Source organism: Paraperibacillus marinus (assembly GCF_046237605.1).
In the GTDB taxonomy this organism is placed as follows: Bacteria; Bacillota; Bacilli; order Bacillales; family DSM-1321; genus Paraperibacillus; species Paraperibacillus marinus.
The window spans coordinates 119,749-138,726 of the sequence record NZ_CP143542.1 but is presented as its reverse complement, the minus strand read 5'-3'; the positions used below and the strand labels follow the sequence as shown (position 1 = coordinate 138,726).

Annotated in this window: 19 protein-coding genes; all 19 read right to left on the bottom strand. The window is 45.4% G+C overall.

All coding sequences use genetic code 11. The features are described 5' to 3' along the window. Positions 1-14: 14 nt before the first annotated feature. The 19 genes from rpsQ to V1498_RS00625 all read right to left on the bottom strand — a co-directional run bounded on the left by rpsQ (position 15) and on the right by V1498_RS00625 (position 18,902). On the bottom strand, positions 15-278 hold the full coding sequence (gene rpsQ, locus V1498_RS00715; RefSeq protein ID WP_409296464.1) for a 30S ribosomal protein S17: 264 nt from the start codon (positions 276-278) through the stop codon (positions 15-17). A gap of 22 nt (positions 279-300) precedes the next feature. Further along, positions 301-501, bottom strand: a complete 201-nt coding sequence (rpmC, locus tag V1498_RS00710; RefSeq protein ID WP_101640219.1) for a 50S ribosomal protein L29 — start codon at positions 499-501, stop codon at positions 301-303. After that, positions 491-925 carry a 50S ribosomal protein L16 gene (gene rplP / locus V1498_RS00705; RefSeq protein WP_409296463.1) on the bottom strand — a complete coding sequence of 145 codons (435 nt, stop codon included), beginning with the start codon at positions 923-925 and terminating at the stop codon, positions 491-493. The genes rpmC and rplP overlap by 11 nt, the downstream gene beginning before the upstream one ends. A 2-nt stretch (positions 926-927) precedes the next feature. After that, positions 928-1,584, bottom strand: coding sequence for a 30S ribosomal protein S3 (rpsC, locus tag V1498_RS00700; RefSeq protein ID WP_409290986.1), 657 nt, complete (start codon positions 1,582-1,584; stop codon positions 928-930). A 3-nt stretch (positions 1,585-1,587) separates the two neighbouring features. Beyond that, entirely contained in the window at positions 1,588-1,929 is a 342-nt protein-coding gene (gene rplV / locus V1498_RS00695; protein WP_409290985.1) for a 50S ribosomal protein L22, read from the bottom strand. A gap of 17 nt (positions 1,930-1,946) precedes the next feature. Continuing rightward, on the bottom strand, positions 1,947-2,225 hold the full coding sequence (gene rpsS / locus V1498_RS00690) for a 30S ribosomal protein S19 (RefSeq protein ID WP_101640215.1): 279 nt from the start codon (positions 2,223-2,225) through the stop codon (positions 1,947-1,949). A 57-nt stretch (positions 2,226-2,282) separates the two neighbouring features. Beyond that, entirely contained in the window at positions 2,283-3,113 is an 831-nt protein-coding gene (gene rplB, locus V1498_RS00685) for a 50S ribosomal protein L2 (protein WP_409290984.1), read from the bottom strand. Positions 3,114-3,138: 25 nt separating this feature from the next. Then, positions 3,139-3,423: a 50S ribosomal protein L23 gene (rplW, locus tag V1498_RS00680; protein WP_409290983.1), complete on the bottom strand. Its 285-nt coding sequence runs from the start codon at positions 3,421-3,423 to the stop codon at positions 3,139-3,141. Further along, on the bottom strand, positions 3,423-4,046 hold the full coding sequence (rplD, locus tag V1498_RS00675) for a 50S ribosomal protein L4 (protein WP_409290982.1): 624 nt from the start codon (positions 4,044-4,046) through the stop codon (positions 3,423-3,425). Before rplD ends, rplW begins: the two co-directional genes overlap by 1 nt. Positions 4,047-4,072: 26 nt before the next feature. Then, positions 4,073-4,702 carry a 50S ribosomal protein L3 gene (gene rplC, locus V1498_RS00670; RefSeq protein ID WP_409290981.1) on the bottom strand — a complete coding sequence of 210 codons (630 nt, stop codon included), beginning with the start codon at positions 4,700-4,702 and terminating at the stop codon, positions 4,073-4,075. A gap of 35 nt (positions 4,703-4,737) precedes the next feature. Then, positions 4,738-5,046, bottom strand: a complete 309-nt coding sequence (gene rpsJ / locus V1498_RS00665; protein WP_019244375.1) for a 30S ribosomal protein S10 — start codon at positions 5,044-5,046, stop codon at positions 4,738-4,740. A gap of 814 nt (positions 5,047-5,860) precedes the next feature. Continuing rightward, positions 5,861-7,048, bottom strand: a complete 1,188-nt coding sequence (tuf, locus tag V1498_RS00660) for an elongation factor Tu (RefSeq protein ID WP_409296462.1) — start codon at positions 7,046-7,048, stop codon at positions 5,861-5,863. A 118-nt stretch (positions 7,049-7,166) separates the two neighbouring features. After that, the gene (gene fusA, locus V1498_RS00655) at positions 7,167-9,245 is read right to left on the bottom strand and encodes an elongation factor G (RefSeq protein ID WP_409296461.1); all 2,079 of its coding nucleotides are present in this window, start codon (positions 9,243-9,245) and stop codon (positions 7,167-7,169) included. A gap of 45 nt (positions 9,246-9,290) precedes the next feature. After that, complete coding sequence (rpsG, locus tag V1498_RS00650; RefSeq protein WP_409290978.1) at positions 9,291-9,761, bottom strand: 30S ribosomal protein S7; 471 nt, start codon at positions 9,759-9,761, stop codon at positions 9,291-9,293. A gap of 45 nt (positions 9,762-9,806) precedes the next feature. Next, positions 9,807-10,229 carry a 30S ribosomal protein S12 gene (rpsL, locus tag V1498_RS00645; RefSeq protein WP_409290977.1) on the bottom strand — a complete coding sequence of 141 codons (423 nt, stop codon included), beginning with the start codon at positions 10,227-10,229 and terminating at the stop codon, positions 9,807-9,809. A gap of 101 nt (positions 10,230-10,330) precedes the next feature. Beyond that, entirely contained in the window at positions 10,331-10,579 is a 249-nt protein-coding gene (locus tag V1498_RS00640; RefSeq protein WP_409296460.1) for a 50S ribosomal protein L7ae-like protein, read from the bottom strand. 177 nt (positions 10,580-10,756) lie between these two features. Then, a complete protein-coding gene (gene rpoC / locus V1498_RS00635) occupies positions 10,757-14,356 on the bottom strand; it encodes a DNA-directed RNA polymerase subunit beta' (protein ID WP_409296459.1) in 3,600 nt (1,199 codons plus the stop codon). Between the two features lie 58 nt (positions 14,357-14,414). Further along, positions 14,415-17,978: a DNA-directed RNA polymerase subunit beta gene (rpoB, locus tag V1498_RS00630; protein ID WP_409296458.1), complete on the bottom strand. Its 3,564-nt coding sequence runs from the start codon at positions 17,976-17,978 to the stop codon at positions 14,415-14,417. Positions 17,979-18,287: 309 nt separating this feature from the next. Then, positions 18,288-18,902 carry a class I SAM-dependent methyltransferase gene (locus tag V1498_RS00625; RefSeq protein ID WP_409296457.1) on the bottom strand — a complete coding sequence of 205 codons (615 nt, stop codon included), beginning with the start codon at positions 18,900-18,902 and terminating at the stop codon, positions 18,288-18,290. Positions 18,903-18,978 lie beyond the last annotated feature (76 nt).

Here is an 18,978-nt window from a genome sequence, read left to right as displayed (position 1 = left end):
TCCGAACATTTATATTATATGATAACAGCTTTTTCTACAACTTCTACAAGACGGAAGCGTTTAGTAGCAGAAAGTGGGCGAGTTTCCATGATTCTTACGATATCGCCAGCTTTTGCTTCGTTTTGCTCATCATGCGCTTTTAACTTTTTAGAATATTTCACGCGCTTGCCGTATAGAGAATGTTTTTTATAGGTTTCTACAAGAACAGTGACGGTTTTGTCCATCTTGTCAGATACTACACGACCAGTATAGACTTTACGCTGATTGCGTTCACTCATTCCATAAACCTCCTCTCAATAATCAATTGTTAGCAGAGATCTCTCTTTGACGTACAACGGTTTTCATACGAGCGATCGATTTGCGCACTTCACGGATGCGTGCTGGGTTTTCTAATTGTCCAGTAGCTAGCTGGAAACGAAGGTTAAATAATTCTTCTTTTAAAGATTTTACCTTTTGTTCAATTTCGGCAGTGGTAAGGTCACGAATTTCATTAGCTTTCATTTGATTCACCACCAATTTCTTCTCGTTTAACAAACTTGCATTTTACTGGAAGTTTGTGAGCTGCAAGACGAAGAGCTTCACGCGCTACTTCTTCAGAAACACCGGAAATTTCGAACATTACTTTACCAGGTTTCACAACAGCCACCCATCCTTCTGGAGCACCTTTACCGGAACCCATTCGGACTTCAAGAGGTTTAGCAGTGTAAGGTTTGCTTGGGAAAATCTTAATCCAAACTTTACCTCCACGCTTCATGTGACGAGTCATCGCAATACGAGCAGCTTCGATTTGTCGGTTAGTGATCCAAGAAGCATCTTGTGCTTGAAGACCAAATTCACCAAAGTGAACTTCTGTACCGCCTTTAGCACGGCCTCTCATCTTACCGCGGTGTTCACGACGATATTTTACGCGTTTAGGCAATAACATGATTATTTTCCTCCTTCCTCGGATTTCTTCTTAGTAGGAAGAACCTCTCCACGATAGATCCATACTTTCACACCAAGCTTACCGTAAGTAGTGTCAGCTTCAGCAGTAGCATAGTCGATATCAGCACGAAGCGTGTGAAGTGGAACTGTACCTTCACTATAGTGTTCAGAACGAGCGATATCTGCGCCACCAAGACGGCCGGATACCATTGTTTTGATTCCTTGTGCACCAGAACGCATTGTACGCTGGATTGATTGTTTCTGAGCGCGACGGAAAGATACACGGTTTTCTAATTGACGAGCGATGTTTTCTGCTACTAGCTTAGCATCAAGATCTGCTCTCTTGATTTCAATGATGTTGATGTGAACGCGTTTGCCTGTAAGCTGGTTAAGAGCTTTACGCAATGCTTCAACTTCAGTACCACCTTTACCGATAACCATACCAGGTTTAGCAGTGTGGACAGAAATGTTGATGCGGTTTGCAGCACGTTCGATTTCTACTTTTGATACAGAAGCATCTTTTAGGCGATTCATGATGTATTCGCGGACTTTGATGTCTTCGTGTAAAAGATCTGCGTAGTCTTTATCAGCGTACCACTTGGATTCCCAATCACGGATGATCCCGATACGCAAACCGACTGGATTTACTTTTTGACCCACAGTTTATCCCTCCTTCTTTTCTGATAGAACGATAGTAATATGACTAGTACGTTTGTTGATTGCACTCGCACGACCCATTGCACGAGGACGGAAACGTTTCATTGTTGGTCCTTCATTCACATAAGCTTCTGAAACAACCAGGTTATTAATGTCCATTTCGTAGTTATGTTCTGCATTTGCCACAGCAGATTTCAGAACTTTTTCTACGACTGGAGAAGCGGCTTTTGGAGTGTGGCGAAGAATCGCTACCGCTTCACCGATTTGCTTGCCTCTGATCAAGTCAACGACTAAACGGACTTTACGAGGGGCAATGCGGACTGTATTAGCAACAGCTTTAGCTTGCATGAGATGCCCTCCTCTCATTAACGTCTTGTTTTCTTATCATCATTACCATGGCCTTTGTAGCTGCGAGTTGGTGCGAATTCACCAAGCTTGTGGCCGACCATGTCTTCAGTTACATAGACCGGTACGTGTTTACGACCATCGTAAACAGCGATTGTGTGTCCAATGAATTGCGGGAAGATTGTTGAACGGCGAGACCAAGTTTTAATTACTTGCTTCTTCTCAGCATCGTTCATTTTTTCAACCTTGTTAATCAAATGATCATCAACAAAAGGTCCTTTTTTCAAACTGCGACCCATGAGTGTGCCTCCCTTCGCGATGTCACTACGGTCCAAGTGAACCGTAGATCAATCCCGTTATTTTTTACGACGACGTACGATGAATTTATCAGACTTGTTCTTTTTCTTACGAGTTTTAAGACCAAGAGCCGGCTTGCCCCAAGGAGTCATTGGTGATTTACGTCCGATAGGAGCGCGTCCTTCACCACCACCGTGCGGGTGATCTACTGGGTTCATTACAGAACCACGGACAGTTGGGCGCTTGCCTAACCAGCGTGAACGTCCTGCTTTACCGATGTTGATAAGTTCGTGCTGCTCATTGCCCACTTGGCCGATTGATGCGCGGCAAGTTGCAAGAACCATGCGTACTTCACCTGAGTTCAAACGAACTAGAACATAGCGGCCTTCTTTACCAAGAACCTGTGCAGAAGTACCGGCTGAACGTACTAATTGTCCGCCCTTACCTGGTTTAAGCTCGATGTTGTGGATAACTGTACCCACAGGGATGTTGATAAGTGGAAGTGCGTTACCTGTTTTAATGTCTGCCTCAGGGCCGGACATGATCTCCATACCTACTTGAAGGTTTTTAGGAGCAAGGATGTAACGTTTTTCTCCGTCCACATAGTTAATTAGTGCAATGTTTGCTGATCTGTTTGGATCATACTCAATAGTAGCAACGCGTCCTGGTATACCATCTTTATCACGTTTGAAGTCGATGATACGGTATTGACGCTTATGGCCGCCACCTTGATGACGAACAGTTAACTTACCCTGGTTGTTACGGCCACCTTTTCTGTGTAAAGGTGCAAGCAATGATTTTTCTGGAGTGCTTGTAGTGATTTCAGCAAAATCAGAAGTAGTCATTCCGCGACGACCATTGGAGGTAGGTTTGTACTTTTTAATCGCCATAATTATTCCCTCCTTTTTTTATGAATTAAGCTTCGAAGAATTCGATTTCTTTGCTGTCAGCAGTTAGTGTTACGATTGCTTTACGGCGTTTGTTCGTATAGCCGGCATAACGGCCCATACGCTTGAATTTACCTTTGTAGTTCATGATGTTCACTTTTTCAACTTGAACGTCAAAGATTTGCTGTACAGCGTCTTTAACTTGAGTTTTATTAGCTCTTACATCAACTTCGAAAGTGTATTTCTTATCAGCCATAATATCAGATGAAGCTTCAGTGATTACGGGGCGCTTAATGATATCGCGAGCATCCATTATGCAAGCACCTCCTCTACTTTTTCAACAGCAGCTTTGGTAAGGATCAATTTGTTGTGGCCTACAACGTCCAATACGTTTAGTCCATCAGCTTCTACTACAGTTACTCCCGGAAGATTACGAGCAGAAAGTGCTACGTTTTCGTTCAAGCCGTCAGTAACGATAAGAGCTTTAGTATCAACAGATAGTCCTTTAAGTACTGCTGAGAAGTCTTTTGTTTTCGGTGCATCAAACGCTAGGTTTTCAAGCACCAGGATGTTCTCTTCTGCAAGCTTTGCAGATAGAGCAGATTTAATTGCTAGACGACGCATTTTCTTAGGCATCTTGTAGCTGTATGATCTTGGTGTAGGACCGAAGACGATACCGCCGCCGCGCCATTGTGGAGAACGGATAGAACCTTGACGCGCGCGTCCAGTTCCTTTTTGCTTCCATGGTTTGCGTCCGCCGCCTGATACTTCAGAACGACCTTTTACTTTGTGGTTACCTTGACGTAATGAAGCACGCTGCATCACGATTGCTTCGAAAAGTACAGCGTTATTTGGTTCAATACCGAATACGGAATCATTAAGCTCGATGTTTCCAGCTTGTGAACCGTCTTGCTTAAAAAGTGTTACTTGTGCCATTCCAATGCTCCTCCTTTCTCAAATAATTATTTTGCTTTTACCGCACTTTTTATTTTCAAAAGAGCTTTTCTTGCTCCAGGTACGTTACCTTTAATTAATAGAAGGTTACGGTCAGCATCTACTCGTACGATTTGCAGGTTTTGAACAGTGATCTGCTCTCCGCCCATGCGTCCAGGAAGCAATTTGCCTTTGAATACACGGTTTGGAGCAACTGGTCCCATTGAACCAGGACGACGGTGATAACGGGAACCGTGGGCCATAGGTCCTCTAGATTGTCCGTGACGCTTGATAGCACCCTGGAAACCTTTCCCTTTAGAAACACCTGTTACATCAACTAGATCGCCTTCTGCGAAAATATTAACTTGGACTTCCTGACCAACCTCATACTCACCGAGGTTAACTTCGCGGAATTCGCGAACGAAGCGCTTAGGAGCAGTTTTCGCTTTGCTTGTGTGGCCTTTTTCAGGTTTGTTAGAAAGCTTTTCACGCTTATCTTCAAAGCCTAATTGAACAGCCTCATAGCCTTCACCTTCCACTGATTTCACTTGAAGCACTACGTTTGGAGCAGCTTCAACAACAGTTACCGGGATAAGCTCACCGTTTTCAGCGAATACTTGCGTCATACCAATTTTTCTACCTAAGATTCCTTTGGTCATTAGTCACACCTCCTGTAAAATTATAATTTTTATGATTAAAGTTTGATTTCGATGTCAACGCCTGACGGCAGATCTAAACGCATCAATGAATCAACTGTTTGTGGAGTTGGATTGACGATGTCGATTAGACGCTTGTGTGTACGCATCTCGAACTGTTCACGAGAATCTTTGTACTTATGAACTGCACGAAGGATTGTGTATACAGATCTTTCGGTTGGCAATGGAATCGGCCCAGATACAGCTGCTCCAGAGCGCTTAGCAGTTTCAACGATTTTCTCAGCAGATTGATCAAGGATCCTGTGATCATATGCCTTCAAACGGATACGGATTTTTTGTTTTGCCATTACTTTTCCCTCCTTTTCGCCTATTTTTAAAATAGACAGTTCTCAGTGAAAATTTCCCACACACTCGCCATGGCAAAGCGGCCGGGTGTGTCAGCAACCTCTCACATCATCGCGGTCTAAGACCAACATTGTCTATTATACATATAACCCAGTAAATAAGCAATACTTATATAAACTTTTTCTACGGGTTGCACACTTTTTCTATTATACATAGGTGTAGACCATTTTACAATAGGGTATGAGGTTTTTCTATCCTTCTTATATATAGAAGGTATTTATTATTTCATGTCCTTCGGCCGAACAGAGGGATCGCTGGCTGGGGATTATTAAAATGGTAGTCATTCTTCGTGATCATGGTGTTATTTACAAAGAGCTGTCCCCAGTATAAGTGTTCATCTATCTAACTTATTTAATCAGGCACTCTTCATATAGAAACAAAAAAGACAACCCTTTGTTAGTTGGGTTGTCTTTTTCCTAATTGTTGAAGAGTACTGCAGCAATGAGCCCTCTTTAGCACTTCTTGTGTTGTCACAGAGACTTATCCAGGATTACACAAGGAGGCGTTGGAAGTGGTCGTTCTCCCATTAACTAGACTAATGACACGAGAGTCCAATATCTAAAGCTGGATCAGGAGTCTCACGCCTTACTCACCAATCCACTTACTTATAAATTTTAATTTCTCTCTGAACTCATTAGAAAACAACAATCTTTTACAATTTTTAAAAGAGCATTAAAAAAAGCAGAGGGCGTCCCCTCTGCTCTTTTCGGAAGGCGTCCCTTCCTATATATCAGGTTTGTTAACCAGTTTTACAAATTATTCTTGGATTGAAGCAACTACGCCAGCGCCTACAGTACGTCCGCCTTCACGGATAGAGAACTTAGTACCTTCTTCGATAGCAACTGAAGCGATAAGTTCAACAGTCATTTCGATGTTGTCGCCAGGCATAACCATTTCTACACCTTCAGGAAGGTTGCAGATACCAGTTACATCAGTTGTACGGAAGTAGAACTGTGGACGGTAGTTAGTGAAGAATGGAGTGTGACGTCCACCTTCTTCTTTAGAAAGAACATAAACTTCAGCTTTGAACTTTGTGTGTGGGTTGATAGTACCTGGCTTAGCAAGTACTTGTCCACGCTGGATGTCTTCACGAGCTACACCACGAAGAAGTGCGCCGATGTTGTCGCCAGCTTCAGCATAGTCAAGAAGTTTACGGAACATTTCAACACCTGTTACAGTAGTTGATTTTGGCTCTTCAGCAAGACCGATGATCTCAACAGTGTCGCCGACTTTAACTTGTCCACGCTCAACACGTCCTGTAGCAACAGTTCCACGTCCAGTGATTGAGAACACGTCCTCAACTGGCATCATGAAAGGCTTGTCAGTGTCACGAGTTGGAGTTGGGATGTACTCATCAACAGCAGCCATAAGCTCGTTGATTTTTTCTTCCCATTCTGCTTCTCCTTCAAGAGCTTTAAGAGCAGAACCTTTGATTACTGGAATGTCATCGCCAGGGAATTCGTATTCAGAAAGAAGGTCACGAATTTCCATTTCAACTAGTTCAAGTAGTTCTTCGTCATCAACCATGTCACATTTGTTCATGAATACAACCAGGTAAGGAACACCTACTTGACGAGAAAGAAGGATGTGCTCACGAGTTTGTGGCATTGGGCCGTCAGAAGCAGAAACAACTAGGATTCCGCCGTCCATTTGAGCAGCACCAGTGATCATGTTTTTAACATAGTCAGCGTGTCCTGGGCAGTCAACGTGTGCATAGTGGCGAGTTGCAGTTTCATACTCAACGTGTGCAGTAGAGATTGTGATTCCACGTTCTCTTTCTTCTGGAGCACCGTCGATTTGATCGTATGCACGAGCTTCAGCTCCACCAACTTTTGCAAGTACAGAAGTGATAGCAGCTGTTAGAGTAGTTTTACCATGGTCAACGTGACCGATTGTACCGATGTTAACGTGTGGCTTAGAACGATCGAATTTAGCTTTTCCCATGAGGAATTTGCCTCCCTAAAATTATATTTTGTATTAAGTATGGTGCTATGAAAGCAGCAAGATACCCACTTTCACAGCTTACATAAGTAGTTATACTTTAATGAAAGGTGAAAATCAATTATTCACCTTTATTTTTTTTGATAATTTCTTCAGAGATAGACTTTGGAACTTCTTCGTAGTGGTCGAAGTGCATGGAGAATACTCCGCGGCCCTGCGTGTTAGAACGTAGGGACGTTGCATAACCAAACATTTCAGAAAGTGGAACGAACGCTTTAACAACTTGTGCGTTTCCGCGCGCTTCCATTCCTTCTACACGTCCACGGCGTGAAGTTACATCGCCCATGATATCTCCAAGATATTCATCAGGGATTACTACTTCTACCCTCATGACTGGCTCAAGGATGACTGGCTTACACTTAGAAGCAGCATTCTTAAGAGCAAGTGACGCAGCTACTTTAAATGCCATTTCTGAGGAGTCAACATCATGGTAAGAACCGTCATAAAGTTTTGCTTTAACGTCAACCAGCGGGAATCCAGCAAGAACACCTCTATCAAGAGCATCTTCAAGACCAGCTTGTACAGCAGGGATGTATTCACGTGGAACAACCCCACCCACGATTGCGTTCTCAAATTCAAATCCTTTACCTTCTTCGTTTGGAGAGAATTCGATCCAAACGTGTCCGAATTGACCGCGTCCACCGGATTGACGGGCGAATTTACCCTCAACTGCAGCAGTTTCACGGAAAGTCTCACGATATGCAACCTGTGGAGCACCAACGTTGGCTTCAACTTTGAACTCGCGGCGCATACGGTCAACAAGGATATCCAAGTGAAGCTCACCCATACCGGCAATGATGATCTGTCCAGTTTCCTGGTCAGTGTGTGCACGGAATGTAGGATCTTCTTCTTGTAGTTTTTGAAGAGCAGTAGTCATTTTATCTTGGTCAGCTTTTGATTTAGGTTCGATGGATAGAGAGATAACCGGCTCAGGGAATTCCATGGATTCCAGGATAACCAGGTTTTTCTCATCACATAGAGTGTCACCAGTAGTAGTATCTTTTAGACCTACAGCTGCCGCGATGTCTCCTGCGTATACCTGAGAAATCTCTTCACGGGAGTTAGCATGCATCTGCAGGATACGTCCTACACGCTCACGCTTTCCTTTAGTAGAGTTCTGTACGTAAGAACCTGAGTTCAATGTACCAGAATATACACGGAAGAATGTAAGTTTACCAACATAAGGGTCGGTCATAACTTTGAAAGCAAGTGCAGAGAATGGCTCGCTGTCGCTTGAAGGACGAGTTACTTCTTCTTCTGTATCTGGAAGAGTACCTTTGATAGCTGGTACATCCAGTGGAGATGGAAGATAGTCAATAACTGTATCAAGCATCAGCTGGACACCTTTGTTTTTAAAGGCAGAACCACAGATTACCGGATAGAATTCAACGTTTACAGTACCTTTACGGATAGCAGCTTTCAATTCTTCTTTTGTAAGCTCTTCTCCGCCAAGGTATTTCTCCATCAATTCTTCATCTAGTTCAGCAACAGCTTCTACTAGTTTTTCACGGTATTCAAGTGCAAGGTCCATATGCTCTTCAGGAATCTCACGAACTTCGATATCAGTTCCAAGGTCATTGCCGTAGAATACAGCATTCATTTCAACCAGGTCAATGATTGCTTCAAACTCATCTTCCGCACCAATTGGTAACTGGATTGGGTGAGCGTTAGCTTGAAGGCGGTCGTGGATTGTCTTTACAGAGTAAAGGAAATCTGCACCGATTTTGTCCATTTTGTTTACGAATACAACACGCGGTACGCCATAAGTCGTAGCCTGGCGCCAAACTGTTTCTGTCTGAGGCTCAACACCTGATTGAGCATCAAGTACAGCTACAGCTCCATCAAGTACACGCAGTGAACGCTCAACCTCAACTGTGAAGTCTACGTGTCCTGGAGTGTCAATGATGTTTACGCGGTGCCCTTTCCACTGTGCAGTTGTAGCAGCGGAAGTAATGGTGATACCACGCTCCTGCTCCTGCTCCATCCAGTCCATCTGAGATGCACCTTCGTGAGTTTCACCGATCTTGTGGATACGGCCAGTGTAATAAAGAACACGCTCTGTTGTCGTTGTTTTACCGGCATCGATGTGTGCCATGATACCGATATTACGAGTGTTTTCTAAGGAGAACTCTCTTGCCATTGGGTCTTTCTCCTTCCTATTGTAAATAGAATGTTTTTAAGGGTCTTACCAGCGGTAATGAGCGAATGCTTTATTGGCTTCAGCCATTTTGTGTGTATCTTCGCGTTTCTTCACAGAAGCTCCAGTGCTGTTAGCAGCATCAAGAATTTCATTAGCTAGACGCTCTTCCATGGTTTTTTCTCCACGAAGACGGGAATAGTTCACTAACCAGCGAAGACCAAGTGTTGTACGGCGGTCTGGGCGCACCTCGATAGGTACTTGGTAGTTTGCACCACCTACACGGCGTGCTTTTACTTCCAATACTGGCATGATGTTTTTAAGAGCAGCTTCGAATACTTCCATTGGCTCCTTGCCAGAACGTTCTTGAATGATATCAAATGCAGAGTAAAGTATTTTTTGAGATTTACCTCGCTGTCCATCAACCATCATCTTGTTAATCAAACGGCTAACAAGCTTTGAATTGTAAAGCGGATCAGGTAAAACGTCTCTCTTAGATACGGGTCCTTTACGTGGCATCTTATTTCCTCCTTTCAACAAGTTGCAAAGTTTTTATTTCTTATATTATTTCTTTGGAGCTTTAGGGCGCTTAGTACCGTATTTTGAACGGCCTTGCATACGGTTTGTAACACCGGCTGTATCAAGCGCACCACGAACGATGTGATAACGCACACCCGGTAAATCCTTTACACGTCCGCCGCGGATAAGTACAACACTGTGTTCTTGCAGGTTGTGGCCGATCCCAGGGATGTAGGCAGTTACCTCGATGCCATTAGTCAAACGCACACGAGCGTATTTACGAAGCGCGGAGTTTGGCTTCTTAGGTGTCATAGTACCAACACGAGTACATACACCGCGTTTCTGTGGAGATGATACGTTAGTCTGTGCTTTCTTAAAGCTGTTATAGCCTTTATTTAACGCCGGGGATTTAGACTTTTCCTCTTTAGTCTCGCGTCCCTTACGTATTAATTGATTAATAGTAGGCATTTATTTTTCCTCCCTTCACATATTCATTTCTAGACCCACACATCCAGGTGGTTCGTAAATGGGCAAAAACAAAGTTTTTGCAGTTTTCTACAAAAACAGTTTTACTTTTTAATTGCAACAATCACAGCGCCCACTTCAATTCCGCATGCCTTGCCAAGCTTTTGCATGGAATCTACATGGTATACCGGAACGTTATGTTCTTTAATAGTTTCTAAAACCTTCGCCTTCACCTTAGGATCAGCGTCAGCCGCCAGCACTACTTCTGATACAAGCCCGTTCTTTACAGCCTTGACTGTTTGTTTTGTTCCTACAATCACTGCATTTGCATTCTGCACTTTTTCATAAGACATGATATATCCTCCAAAGCAACAGGTATTATAGGAGCACCTTTGCTATAGTAACATCCTTTTGCATTAGATGTCAACTATACTTCAGAAAATATTTCAGCAGCTGTCCCTGTGCACAGGATGCTTTATCAGACTTTCTTAAAAAAAGAGGCCGGTAAATGGATTACCGGCCGTTTTTTATCAATCAACCGAAACTGTTTCTTCACTCGAATCTTCTGTCAAAACCGGTGCGGCCTTTCTGTAGCGGGCCATCCCTGTTCCTGCAGGAACAAGTTTTCCGATGATAACATTTTCTTTCAAGCCGAGCAATTCATCACGTTTTCCTTTGATTGCGGCATCTGTAAGGACCCTTGTGGTTTCCTGGAAGGATGCAGCAGATAGGAATGAGTCGGTTTCAAGTGATGCTTTGGTGATACCAAGCAGTACAGGACGTCCTGTTGCAGGCATTTTGCCTTCAAGCAGCGCCTTTTCGTTTGCATCTGTGAATTGGTGGATATCAAGCAGTGTGCCTGGAAGCACGCTGGATTCTCCCGCATCCAATACACGGATTTTGCGGAGCATCTGGCGGACCATAACTTCAATATGCTTATCGCCGATTTCTACCCCTTGCATACGATAGACTCTCTGCACTTCTTTCAGCAGATATTCCTGGACAGACAGTACATCTCTGATTTTGAGAAGCTCTTTAGGGTCGATGGATCCTTCCGTCAGTTCCTGGCCGCGGATTACCTTGGAGTCTACTGCGACTTTAAGGCGCGCGGTATACGGAGCAACATAAGAACGGGATTCGACTTCGCCCTGTATAGTAATTTCCTGCTGTTTGTCTCTGATTTCGTTGATTGCTGTAACTGTTCCGTCGATTTCGGAAATGATAGCCTGACCTTTAGGGTTACGGGCTTCAAACAATTCCTGGATACGAGGGAGACCTTGGGTGATGTCATCACCGGCAACACCGCCGGTATGGAATGTACGCATGGTAAGCTGTGTTCCAGGTTCACCGATGGACTGTGCAGCGATGATTCCGACTGCTTCTCCAACTTCCACCTGTTCACCAGTTGCCAGGTTGCGGCCATAACATTTCTTACATACACCATGGCGTGTGTTACATGTAAAGGCAGAGCGGATCCATACCTGCTGGACGCCTACATCTTCCACATATTTAGCCAGGTCTTCAGTTATTAATTCATTTTCAGCAACAATGACTTCATTTGTTTCAGGATGCCTGATCGGCTTTCTTGCATAACGGCCGATTAAGCGTTCCTCAAGGTGCTCGATTGTTTCAGTGCCGTCTTTCAGGGCGCCGATCAGCAGGCCTCGGTCTGTTCCACAGTCGTCATCACGTACGATGACATCCTGGGCAACATCGACAAGACGTCTTGTAAGGTAACCGGAGTCAGCTGTCTTAAGCGCCGTATCGGCAAGACCTTTACGGGCACCATGCGTTGAAATGAAGTATTCAAGAACCGTCAATCCTTCTCGGAAAGAGGATTTGATCGGTAATTCAATGATCCGGCCGGCCGGGTTGGCCATGAGTCCGCGCATACCAGCAAGCTGCGTAAAGTTGGACGCATTACCACGGGCACCGGAATCACTCATCATGAAGATCGGGTTCCGCTTATTCAGGGACTGCATCAGTTTGGCCTGAATGGCATCCTTGGCCCCGCTCCAGATGGAGATGACTCTATCATAGCGTTCTTCTTCAGTGATCAGACCGCGTCTGAACTGCTTCAGTACGTTATCTACTTTAGACTGACCTTCTTCAATGATCTGTTTCTTCTCGGCAAGTACAACAATGTCGGCCACACCAACGGTGATTCCCGCCCTTGTTGAGTGCCTGAATCCAAGATCTTTCATACGGTCAAGCATCTTCGAGGTTTCAGTGATCTTGAATCGCTTGAATACCTCGGCGATGATGTTTCCTAAGAACTTCTTAACAAACGGATCAACACCAGGCTGAGCCTTGATGATTTCTCTGACATCCTGCCCTTTTTCAACAAAATACTTCTCAGGAGTTTTTTCCTCAAGATTAGATTTTGTCGGTTCATTCAGGTACGGGAATGTATCAGGAAGAATTTCATTAAAGATCAATTTCCCGACAGTCGTCAGCAGAAGCTTGCTGTTTTGCTCTTCTGTGAACGTCTGGTTCTTAAGCGAGCCGGCATGGACAGCGACACGTGTATGCAGATGTACATATCCAGTTTGATAAGCAAGGATCGCTTCGTTTGTATCCTTGAAGATCATGCCTTCACCGTTTGCACCTTCACGTTCCATAGTCAGGTAATAGTTACCGAGTACCATATCCTGTGAAGGAGTAACAACCGGTTTCCCATCTTTAGGATTCAGGATGTTCTGTGCAGCAAGCATGAGCAGGCGTGCTTCAGCCTGTGCTTCGGATGACAGCGGCACGTGGACCGCCATTTGGTCACCATCGAAATCGGCATTGTACGCTGTACACACAAGCGGATGGAGCCTGATGGCACGGCCTTCCACAAGTGTCGGTTCAAAGGCCTGGATTCCAAGTCTGTGAAGAGTCGGTGCACGGTTCAAGAGAACCGGATGCTCCTTGATGACTGATTCCAGCACATCCCAGACTTCAGGCTGGAGGCGTTCAATTTTCCGCTTGGCCGACTTAATATTATGTGCCAGTCCTTTGCCGACCAATTCCTTCATGACAAACGGCTTAAACAGCTCGATTGCCATTTCCTTAGGAAGTCCGCACTGGTACATCTTCAGGTTCGGACCTACGACGATAACAGAACGGCCGGAGTAGTCAACACGCTTCCCAAGAAGGTTTTGACGGAAACGGCCCTGCTTTCCTTTCAGCATGTGAGAAAGGGATTTGAGCGGACGGTTACCCGGTCCGGTAACAGGTCTGCCTCTTCTTCCATTATCGATCAAAGCATCGACAGCTTCCTGAAGCATACGCTTTTCATTCTGGACGATGATGCTTGGTGCACCCAGGTCCAGAAGGCGCTTCAGCCTGTTGTTCCGGTTGATAACCCGGCGGTACAGGTCGTTTAAGTCAGATGTGGCGAAACGGCCGCCATCGAGCTGCACCATTGGACGCAGTTCCGGCGGGATTACAGGCAGGACATCGAGGATCATCCAAGAAGGCTCATTGCCAGAGTTCCTGAAGGCTTCGAGCACTTCGAGCCTTTTAATGGCACGTGTACGTCTTTGCCCCTGGGCTGTCTTTAGCTCTTCTTTAAGGAAATCCACTTCTTTATCCAGGTCGATATCAAGCAAAAGCTTCTTGATGGCTTCTGCTCCCATCGCTGCCTGGAATTTGCTGCCGTATTTTTCGCGGTATGCACGGTATTCTTTTTCAGAAAGCAGCTGCTTTTTATCCAGTGCAGTATCACCTGTTTCGGTTACTACATAAGAAGCAAAGTAGATGACTTCTTCAAGGGCCCTCGGGGACATGTCGAGGACAAGTCCCATACGGCTCGGGATCCCTTTGAAATACCAGATGTGAGAAACAGGTGCAGCAAGCTCAATGTGGCCCATACGCTCGCGCCGTACCTTTGCACGGGTAACTTCTACGCCGCATCGGTCACAGACTACACCTTTATAACGGACTCTTTTATACTTTCCGCAATGACATTCCCAGTCCTTTGTAGGACCAAAGATACGTTCGCAGAACAACCCGTCTTTTTCAGGTTTTAGAGTACGATAGTTGATGGTTTCCGGTTTTTTGACCTCCCCAAATGACCAAGAACGGATCTTGTCAGGAGAAGCTAAACCAATTTTCATATACTCAAAATTATTAACGTCTATCAAGGGGCCTACCTCCCTCTTAATCTCCAGGTTTTACCCTTATTGCATTTCCGAAGCTGTTTTACTCTTTGGAGCCTACTGTTTCTGATTCAGGCTCTTTTGGGTCCGTATCAATTGTAAGCGAGTCTGCTTGATTCAGTTCTTCTTCATCATCAAGGTCGCGCATTTCGATCTCTTTATCTTCACCAGACATGATTTTGACATCCATACCTAAGCTTTGAAGCTCTTTGATAAGAACCTTGAACGATTCTGGCACTCCTGGTTCAGGGACGTTTTCACCTTTGACGATTGCCTCGTATGTTTTCACACGGCCCACGACATCATCGGATTTGACTGTAAGGATCTCCTGAAGGGTATATGCAGCACCATAAGCTTCAAGTGCCCAAACCTCCATCTCCCCAAAGCGCTGTCCGCCGAATTGGGCTTTACCGCCGAGCGGCTGCTGTGTAACAAGTGAGTAAGGTCCAGTTGAACGTGCATGCAGCTTATCATCAACCATGTGGGCAAGCTTGATCATGTACATGACACCAACAGATACTCTGTTATCAAACGGTTCGCCGGAGCGGCCGTCGTACAGGACTGTCTTGGCGTCACTCGCCATGCCGGCCTCTGCAATCGTGCCCCATACATCCTCTTCCCTCGCTCCGTCAAATACTGGAGATGCAACATGGATCCCAAGATACCTTGCGGCCATTCCAAGGTGGAGTTCGAGCACCTGCCCGATGTTCATACGGGATGGTACACCCAGCGGATTCAACATGATGTCGACTGGCGTGCCGTCTGGAAGGAAAGGCATATCCTCTTCCGGAAGGATCCGGGAGATTACCCCTTTGTTACCATGTCGTCCCGCCATTTTGTCTCCCTCGGATATCTTACGCTTCTGTACGATATAGGCACGTACAAGCTGGTTGACGCCTGGAGGAAGCTCATCGCCGTCTTCACGGTTGAAGACTTTGACATCGAGTACGATACCGCCGCCGCCGTGAGGAACACGAAGCGATGTATCCCGCACTTCACGTGCTTTTTCACCAAAGATTGCGTGAAGAAGCCTTTCCTCGGCTGTCAGCTCTGTAACACCCTTAGGAGTTACTTTACCGACAAGCAGGTCGCCGTCTTTAACTTCGGCTCCTACACGGATGATTCCGCGCTCGTCTAGGTTGCGGAGTGCATCCTCGCCGACGTTTGGAATATCCCTTGTGATCTCTTCCGGCCCGAGCTTGGTATCACGGGATTCGGATTCATATTCTTCAATATGGATAGAAGTATATACATCGTCTTTTACAAGACGTTCGCTCATGATGATGGCATCCTCATAGTTGTAGCCGTCCCAAGTCATGAAGGCTACCAGTACATTTCGTCCAAGTGCAAGTTCGCCCTTTTCCATCGATGGTCCATCAGCAAGGATTTCTCCCTTTGTCACCCGGTCGCCAACGCTTACGATTGGTCGCTGGTTATAGCAGGTTCCCTGATTGGATCGGATGAATTTAAGCATCCTGTACTTGTCAAGGTCGCCCTTGACTTCCTGGCCGTCTACTTCCTTCACGCGCCTTACCCATACTTCCCTGGATTCGACGTGCTCGACGATTCCTTCGTGTTTACAAATGACAGCAGCACCTGAGTCTTTTGCAGACACGTATTCCATGCCTGTTCCGACAATCGGTGCTTCAGGCTGCATTAATGGCACAGCCTGACGCTGCATGTTCGCTCCCATAAGGGCACGGTTGGAGTCATCGTTTTCAAGGAACGGGATACAGGCAGTCGCCGCAGAAACAACCTGCTTAGGCGATACATCCATGTAATCTACACGGTCGCGTTTTACAACGGTATTCTCACCGCGGAAACGCGCAATGATATCTTCCTCGACGAATGCGCCTGTCTCATCAAGCAGTACGTTCGCCTGGGCTACAACATAGTTATCTTCCTCATCAGCAGTCATATAGTCGATTCTGCTGGTGATCTTCCCTGTTTCAGGGTCCACACGGCGGTAAGGAGTTTCGATGAATCCGAAACGGTTTACCTTGGCGAAGCTTGAAAGGGAGTTGATCAACCCGATGTTTGGTCCCTCAGGAGTCTCAATCGGACACATGCGGCCGTAATGCGAATAATGGACGTCACGCACTTCAAAACCAGCACGCTCACGGGTCAGTCCGCCTGGTCCCAATGCAGATAGACGGCGTTTGTGCGTCAATTCAGCAAGAGGGTTCGTCTGGTCCATGAACTGCGACAGCTGGGAACTTCCAAAGAACTCTTTGATGGAAGCGATAACTGGACGGATATTAATCAACTGTTGAGGTGTTATTGTGTTCGTATCCTGGATGGACATCCTTTCACGAACAACACGTTCCATACGGGAAAGACCGATCCTGAACTGGTTTTGCAGAAGTTCTCCTACAGAACGCAGGCGGCGGTTTCCTAAATGGTCAATATCATCAGTGTCGCCTACTGAATGCAGCAGGTTGAAGAAATAGCTGATGGAAGAAATGATATCGGCAGGCGTGATATTCTTCACCTGTTCTTCTACATAAGCATTTCCTATTACATTGATGACTTTTTCACCTTCGGCATCGGTCGGTGCATAAATTTTGATAATCTGCATGAGAATATCTTCATCTACTACTCCGCTGACAGGGTTGAATGATTTAAATTCCACTCCTTTTTCAAGGAAAGGGATGATGCGGTCTAAATTCCTGCGGTCAAGCAGTGTGCCCGCCTCAGCAATGATTTCTCCCGTCTCCGGGTCAGCCAGAGTCTGGGCCAGGCGCTGATTGAACAGGCGGTTTTTGATATGAAGCTTTTTGTTGATCTTATAGCGTCCAACATTAGCAAGGTCATATCTTTTTGGATCAAAGAATCTGGAAACGAGAAGGCTTTTTGCGTTCTCTACAGTCGGCGGCTCGCCTGGGCGGAGACGCTCGTAGATCTCAAGCAATGCCTTTTCGGTGCTTTCTGTGTTGTCTTTTTCAAGCGTATTGCGGATATATTCATTATCGCCAATCAAATCAATGATTTCTTGATCAGAGCCAAACCCGAGTGCACGAAGCAGGACAGTGACCGGAAGTTTCCTTGTACGGTCGATCCTTACGTAAACGACATCCTTAGCATCTGTTTCATACTCAAGCCAAGCCCCGCGGTTTGGAATGACAGTGGCTGTATAGCCCCTTTTCCCATTCTTGTCTAACTTTCCGCTAAAGTAGACACTTGGAGAACGCACTAACTGAGAAACGATGACACGTTCTGCACCATTGATGACGAAGGTGCCTGTCTCAGTCATTAGCGGGAAGTCACCCATGAAAACATCCTGGTCTTTTACTTCGCCTGTTTCCTTGTTTACCAGACGTACCTTCACGCGTAGCGGAGCAGAATACGTAACATCGCGCTCCTTGGATTCCTCCACTGAATACTTCGGATCTCCGAGACTGTAATCAATGAATTCTAGCGAAAGGTTGCCTGTAAAGTCCTCGATAGGAGAAATATCCTGGAACATTTCTCGTAAGCCCTCATCAAGAAACCATTGGTAAGAGGAGGTTTGAATCTCGATAAGATTCGGTAATTCTAAAACCTCGCTGATTCTTGCATAAGTTCTGCGCTGGCGGTGTCGTCCATACTGAACTAGTTGACCTGTCAACTGATTCACCCCTCAAATAAAGCATTATAAGTGTAAATCTTCGCCTGTTAAGCGATATAAGCATGCCTATGTAGCTGTTAACTCACAGACAAAAAAAGAAAAAGGGTTTTCTATTTTAAAAACCGCATTTTCAAAAAAACAAACTATTATCAATATATTTTTTCCCACAAAAGCACTTTTTATACTATAATAATAATGAGAGTATGCATAATGAGGGAAATTATATATATGCATTAAATAATATTATCATAGCCATTTTTCCCAGTCAAACCTTTTAAAGGACTTTTTTCATATTGCCCCGTTTAAAACTTATTCCTGCAGTCCTTTTTTAGAGCGCAGGATGTAGTACCCCTTCTTTTTATCCACGGTTTCTACATTCCCGAATAATTCTTCCATTTTATCCATCGCCGAAGGAGCTCCCTGCTTTTTCTGGATAACCACCCACAGCTCGCCCTTATCCGCCAGCTTCTCAAAAGACTGCTCCAGGATATCATGCACGATCCTCTTGCCCGCGCGTATTGGCGGGTTTGTCAAGATCGAAGCAAACCCGGTTTCCTTCACACCAAGCAGCCTGTCGCTTTGATATATCTCCACATTGCCGATCTTGTTGAGAGCGGCATTTTCTTTTGCGAGCATCAATGCCCTTTCATTCACATCAATCATATGGACAACGGCGTCTTCAACATCAGGCGCAACGGTCAGGCCGATCGGCCCGTAGCCGCAGCCCGCATCAAGCAGTCTGCCTTTAACATCCTCATTGGGCACAAAGGCTTCGATCAGCAGCCTTGAGCCGAAATCCACTTCATTCTTTGAGAAGACACCGGCATCTGTCTTAAAACGGAACTCTCTGCCCCTCAAAGTGAACGTCCAGGTTTTCGGATTGCTTTCGGCATTTGGGTTGTGTGTAAAATAGTGATCGCCCATCTAGTTTCACCCTCACATAGAAAGAATTAAAGCTTGGGGATTCCACTCCAAGCTTTGGTGTTAAAAAGAGCCCGCT